At 62.3% G+C, this 5,974-nt stretch carries 6 protein-coding genes and 1 pseudogene; 4 read left to right on the top strand and 3 right to left on the bottom strand.

Annotated features, from left to right (window positions below; all coding sequences use genetic code 11):
• Positions 1-341: pseudogene (locus tag V7080_RS22960) on the top strand (MFS transporter); the annotation flags it as partial.
• A gap of 36 nt (positions 342-377) precedes the next feature.
• Complete coding sequence (locus tag V7080_RS22955; protein ID WP_334190704.1) at positions 378-974, top strand: MOSC domain-containing protein; 597 nt, start codon at positions 378-380, stop codon at positions 972-974.
• Here the strand turns inward: V7080_RS22955 and V7080_RS22950 are convergent.
• The 3 genes from V7080_RS22950 to V7080_RS22940 form a co-directional block, all read right to left on the bottom strand.
• Complete coding sequence (locus V7080_RS22950) at positions 931-1,689, bottom strand: L-asparaginase (protein WP_334190703.1); 759 nt, start codon at positions 1,687-1,689, stop codon at positions 931-933. The genes V7080_RS22955 and V7080_RS22950 overlap by 44 nt on opposite strands.
• Before the next feature lie 510 nt (positions 1,690-2,199).
• A complete protein-coding gene (locus V7080_RS22945; RefSeq protein ID WP_334190702.1) occupies positions 2,200-3,267 on the bottom strand; it encodes an AbrB family transcriptional regulator in 1,068 nt (355 codons plus the stop codon).
• An 82-nt stretch (positions 3,268-3,349) separates the two neighbouring features.
• Entirely contained in the window at positions 3,350-4,333 is a 984-nt protein-coding gene (locus V7080_RS22940; RefSeq protein WP_334190701.1) for a tripartite tricarboxylate transporter substrate binding protein, read from the bottom strand.
• 148 nt (positions 4,334-4,481) lie between these two features.
• Between V7080_RS22940 and V7080_RS22935 the strand changes: the two genes are divergently transcribed.
• Together V7080_RS22935 and V7080_RS22930 are read left to right on the top strand one after the other, a co-directional pair.
• Positions 4,482-5,165: a response regulator gene (locus tag V7080_RS22935; RefSeq protein ID WP_334190700.1), complete on the top strand. Its 684-nt coding sequence runs from the start codon at positions 4,482-4,484 to the stop codon at positions 5,163-5,165.
• The coding region (locus V7080_RS22930; RefSeq protein WP_334190699.1) for a sensor histidine kinase at positions 5,162-5,974 on the top strand (813 nt) is incomplete at its 3' end. The genes V7080_RS22935 and V7080_RS22930, both read left to right, overlap by 4 nt.

The raw sequence follows: 5,974 nt of genomic DNA, 5'->3' as shown, positions 1-5,974 counted from the left end.
GGTGCATGCTGACCGCCACCCTGTTGTGGCCGTTGTCGCACGGCTCGCTCACGGTCACCGGGATACTGACCTTCTTATGGGGGCTGGGCTGTTTCGCCGTCAACAGCGCGCAGCAGGTAAGACTGGTGGCGATGGCGCCGCAGCTTGCGTCGGCATCGGTATCGCTGAATTCCTCGGCGATCTACCTGGGGCAGGCCGCAGGCGCGTTTATTGGCGGTTTGATTATTGCGGTGGACGGCACCGGTCATCTATCATTCGTGGCGGCAGTGTTCTTCATCATCGCAATGCTGGTATCGCGCGCTGCGGCCGCAAAGTCGGCGCGTACCGTGGTGACCGCCTGAATTCCCCTTACCTCTTCCCGCATCATCGTCTCGTCCATGTCCAAACGCGTCCTTAGTATCAATATCGGCGGCATCGGCAACCTGTTCATTCAACAGTCGAGCCAGGTTCGCCGCATCGCCACAGGCATCCACAAACAACCGGTGCAAGGCGCGGTGACCATTCAGAAACTGGGACTGCGCGGTGACGAACAGGCCGATCCGACCGTGCATGGCGGCCTTAACAAGGCGGTATATGCCTATCCGTCGGAACACTATGCGTTCTGGGCCATGCAGCGGCAGGCGGCATTGAAGCGGGAGGAGCCGCTGCCGCCTGGTTCGATGGGCGAAAACCTGACGCTGCAGGGCATCCTGGAAAGTGATGTCTGGGTAGGCGACCGGCTCCAGATCGGCGGGGTGCTGCTGGAAGTGACCGAGCCGCGCCAGCCCTGCTTCAAGTTCAACGCGAAAATGGGTTTTTCGCATGCTTCGAAGATGATGGTGCAGGCCGGCAACAGCGGCTTCTACCTGCGCGTGGTGGAGCCCGGAAGCTTAAGCGCCGGCGATGCGGTCACGCTGCTCACCGGCCCGCGCGAAACGTCGATCGCGCAGATCAACGAACGGCGTCGGAAGGGGCGCCAGCGGGATTTGTTTTAAAGCTGGTGCGCACCAGCGCGCGGCCCCCGGTCCACAGGCGTGCCCAGCCCGGAGGCCAGGGCAGTGCAGGTCCGGCATAGTCCGGCACACCGCGCCGCACCGGGATCACCGGCAGGTTTTCCGGCGTCGGTCCGTCGCGGTAATCCCACCCGAGCGTATAGGCATAATTCGGCAGCAATGCTTCGCAGACGGCGTCAAACCATGCGGTGTGGTCCTCATCCCGCCGCAATGCCTGCGACAGTCCGTGCGGGTCGAAGCGCGCCAGTGCCGTCACCAGTTCCTGGGCGGTCGCGCCGGGCGCATCGCCCCATCCCATGATCGGATTGAAGTTGTAATCGGCGCCGGAGCCGTACCAGCCTTCGCGCCATGAGCGCTCCATCCAGTTGCGCTGTCCGGTGAAGAGATGCCATCGCCAGTGCAACCCCGACGGCTTCGGCCAGCTGTACAGGTACAGGCTTTGATAACCCGCACGATGCAGTTCGCGCATCATCGCCATCAGCCGCGCCTGCGGCATGCGGTCCGGCGGCGCGCGCCGGAAACGGATCGGCTCGCCATCGGCATGCTGGAGTTCATCGGTCGACAGATTGAGATCGAGGGTACGCACCTCGCTGCCGAAACGCGCCGATACCCAACCGGTCAACAGGTTGACGGAGGTGATGACGCCATAACCGCGATGGCGGTGAAAAATAACGGTGCCGGGTGCAACAGCTTTCATGAGCAGAATAAATCTCGGTAAGAACCTGACAAGGAAACACACAGTTCTCCGCTTCCCGTCGCTAAAAAGCGGGCTCTCGATCAGACGCTATAACCAGACGCTATGACGACTTGCCTGCGTGCGTGTTGATATGCGTTGACGGAAATGCCATTCGATGTAGCCGGAATGACATGCTTGGACGGGGAGGCAGATTGATCAGGACAAATTATTTCGCCCTGCCATCAGACTAAGACCAGCGCAATGAGTTCAAGTGTAGCGGTATTTCCATCGCGTTTGGTAAGGGAATATTTTTGCCAAAGACGTGCATGAGCCTTGTTGAATATCAGCGTGCCGTATTGGCATTCGCATAGGTACGCCGGGTGAAAGTTATGCGCATAGAGCATAACAAAATGCATACATTGCATTGGATTCGAAACGATAGTCAGCCTACCATGCGGTTCCAACTTGCAGTATGGGAAATCTCTCTCCCCGACTGTCTCCTGGGGTTTCGGGGTGAGGCATGCGAATGCCTCACTCCTTTTTTTCCGGCACCGGCCGCCGCGTCGCGCGCCGGTGTTTCGCCAGCCGTGCGAAGCGGAATATCGGTCCGATCGTAAGGACAAGGGCCGCCATCCGCATCACATGAAAGGCGGTCACGATCGGCACGCCCAGCTCCAGGTTTTTCGCGGTCAGGCTCATCTCCGCGATGCCGCCCGGCGATGTCGCGAGGATCGCTGTCGCCACATGCATGCCGCCGATTGCCGACAGGCTGATGCCGAACCCTGCAGCGAGCGCCAGGGCCACCAGTGTGCAGAGCGCGACGCTTGCCAGATAGCGCGGCGCAGTATGCAGAAACGACGGCGTAAAACGTGTCCCCAGCGAAATGCCGATGAAGAGCTGGCCGAGATGGACCATCCACTCCGGCAGCGCGGACAGGTTCCATCCGGTTGCGGTCAGTCCGATCGCAACCGCCAGCGGACCGATGACCCAGGCATTCGGCAGGTTCAGGTATTTCAATGCAAGCGCCCCCAAACTGGTCAGCGCGATCAATGCCGCCAGTCCCGGATAATTGACATCGCTTGCGCCGGGAATGTAGGGATCCAGTCCATGCACTCCCCAGAACTCGAATCCGAAGGGAATGATCGCCACCACCATCATGATGCGCAGGCTGTGCGCCGCCGCCACCCGGTCAACCGCCGCGCCATGGCGCTCGCCCTGCGTCGCCATTTCCGATGCACCGCCGACGGCCATCGCGAAAAACGCCGTGGTGCGGTCGATGCCGGACAGCTTGTGCAGCAGCCATGCGCACACCACGCCCAGAACGAGCGCAAAGCCGATGCCGAGCAGGATGAGTCCCGCATAGGACGCGAGCACCTTCACGACGACCGGCGTGAAATACAATCCGAGCGCCGTGCCGATGGCCCACTGGCCGGCTTCGCGCACCGGTGCGTGCAAATCCATGCCGGCCATGCGCATCGCGGCGGTGGCGAACAGCGGACCGATCATCCATGGCAATGGCGTTTTCAGCCATTCGCACAACAGCGCGGCTGTCAGGCCGATCACCAGGGCGGAAATGAAAGGGCGTAAATCTGAAGACATGCGTCCTTGACGTAAGGCTTGCCGCGGCAAGCTGGTGCAATGAAGCGGAGAGGGGAGGCAAGCAAATGAACGTGTCGCCGCTCTAGCGTACCAGGCCGAACTCCTTTGCCTGTTTGCCGTAGGCATCCACCGTGCGGCGAACATAGTCGCTAAGCAGGTCGCCCGTCATCGCGAACGGATGCAGGCCGTGCGCCGCGCGCAGCCGATCGAACTCCGGCCTTTCCATCATGCGGTCGAAGGTTTTCACCCACCGCCGATAATCGGCTTCGGGCACATCCGGTCCCATATACACGCCGCGGATGATCGGCCAGGTCACATCGAATCCTTGCTCCCTGGCTGTCGGTACATGCGCCAGCGGACCGGCCAGCCGCGCATCCGACAACACCGCCAATACTCTGATCCTGCCGGCGGCGGCATGTTCCGTCGCTTCGGATGTGTCGCCGGAGACGGCCTGCACATGACCGGCCAGCAGGGCGGTGAACGCTTCGCCGCCGCCTTCGAAAGCAACGAGACGCAAGGTCTTCGGATCGATGCCGCGCTGTTTCGACAGGATCCGCATTTTCAGCCAGTCCTGGCTGCCGACGGTGCCGCCTGCCCCGATCGTGATCTTCGCCGGCTGGCTTTGCAGCGCATCGAGCAACTCGCGCAGGGTCTTGTACGGCGAGTCCGCGCGCACCGCAACCATCCCATAATCGGTACCGACCGCCGCCACCCATCGCACATCGGCGGGCGACGCCTTGCCGAACTTGCCCTGAGCGAGGTTCAGCAGCGAACCGCCGGAATACACCACCAGCGTATCCGGCGCCGAACGGCGTTGCGACACGATGGAACTCCACGCAACCGCGCCGATGCCGCCGGGAAGATAGCTGATGCGCAGTTGCGATGCGTCGTCCTTTTTCGCCATGCCTGCCTGCAAGCCCTGTTGCGTCAGTTTGCAGGTGAGGTCCATGCCGCCGCCGGGCTTGGCCGGGACGATGCATTCCGGAATCCTGTCCGCCGCGGATGACGGGTTCGCAAGAAGCAGAATCGCTGCAGCGAGCGGAATCAGTGCCGAGGTAATCCGCATGGGTCCTTACCTTTCGATTTTTGCAAACGGGGAAATATGAGTATGATGCAAAACCGTGCCGGGCTATGGTCCCGGCCCATTTCCGCATTGCCGGCATCAAGCTTACCGGCTGCGGGCTTTCAAAACGCTTTCGATCCGACTCGTTGAAATGCGCATCCTCCTGGTAGAAGACCACGCCGAATTGTCCCGCTGGATCAGCAAGGCGCTCCAGGATGCGCGCCTGCCTGTGGAGTGCGCGATGAACGGCGCCGATGCCGATGCGCTACTGCACACCCAGGAGTATGCGCTCGTCATCCTCGACCTCACGCTCCCCAAGATGGACGGACTCGATGTCCTCAGGCGCCTGCGCGCCCGCGGCAGCAAGATCCCGGTCCTCGTGCTGACGGCACGCGGCGGGCTGAACGACAAGGTGCAGGGCCTGAACCTCGGCGCCGACGATTATCTCGCCAAGCCGTTCGAACTGGCCGAACTGGAAGCGCGGGTCAAGGCATTGTTGCGGCGCAGTCGCGGCAGCGAGGCGGTCACGCTCTGCTGCGGCGCGCTGTCCTTCGATACCGTGTCGCGCATGTTTCGCTACGGCGGCGCCAATCTTGAGCTTACGCCACGCGAACACGCGGTACTGGAAGTGCTGATCCATCGTGCCGGCAAGGCGGTGTCGAAAGAAAAGCTGTTCGACGAAGTGTTCTCGCTCGATGATCAGGCCAATATCGACGCGATCGAAATCTACATCCACCGTCTGCGCAAGAAGCTCGATCGCGCCGACGCCGGCCGCGTCGTCATCACCACCCTGCGCGGGTTGGGATACCTGCTGGAAGCACCGGACCCGCAATGACGGCAGCGACAGGTCCGGCGCCGGTCAGGAAGCGGCTCGGAAGCCTGCGTGGCCAGCTCCTGCGCTGGTTGCTGATACCGCTGGGCATACTGGTCGCCATTGATGCGGTATCGGTCTACCGCAATGCCCTGGACGCCGCCGACGTCGCTTATGACCGTTCGCTGCTGGCCTCCACCCGGGCGCTGGCGGAGCGGGTCACCATGGTCAACGGCAAGGTAGTGGCGGATGTGCCGTATGTGGCGCTCGACAGTTTCGAGACCGACACCCTCGGCCGCATCTATTACAAGGTCACCGGCATCAACGGCGATTTCATTTCCGGCTATGACGATCTGCCGCCGCTGCCCCCGAATGTCGTGCGTTCCGAAGCCTATCCCGCGCTGGTGTACTTTTATCACGCACGCTACCGGGGTGAGCCGGTACGCATCGCCGCGCTCTATCAGCCGGTGTATGACAATTCGATGCGCGGCATCGCCCTCATACAGGTCGGCGAATCGCATGATGCACGACGCGACCTCTCGCGCAAGATCCTGTTCGACACGCTCTGGCGGCAGGCCGCGCTGGTGCTGGCCGCGGCGCTGCTGGCGTGGTTCGCGGTGCGCTTCGTATTGCGGCCGCTGATGCGTCTGAAGGCGGACGTCGAAGCCCGGTCGCCGACCGACCTGTCCGACTTCGACGCCTCGATGGTGCACAAGGAAGTGCGGCCGCTGGTGGCCGCGATGAACGGTTACATGGCGCGGCTGCAATCCCTCATCGCCGGGCAGCGCCGCTTCATTGCCGATGCCTCGCACCAGTTGCGCACGCCGCTCACC

This window comes from Noviherbaspirillum sp., assembly GCF_036846085.1.
GTDB lineage: Bacteria > Pseudomonadota > Gammaproteobacteria > Burkholderiales > Burkholderiaceae_D > Noviherbaspirillum.
This window is presented reverse-complemented; position numbering and strand designations above follow the sequence as displayed.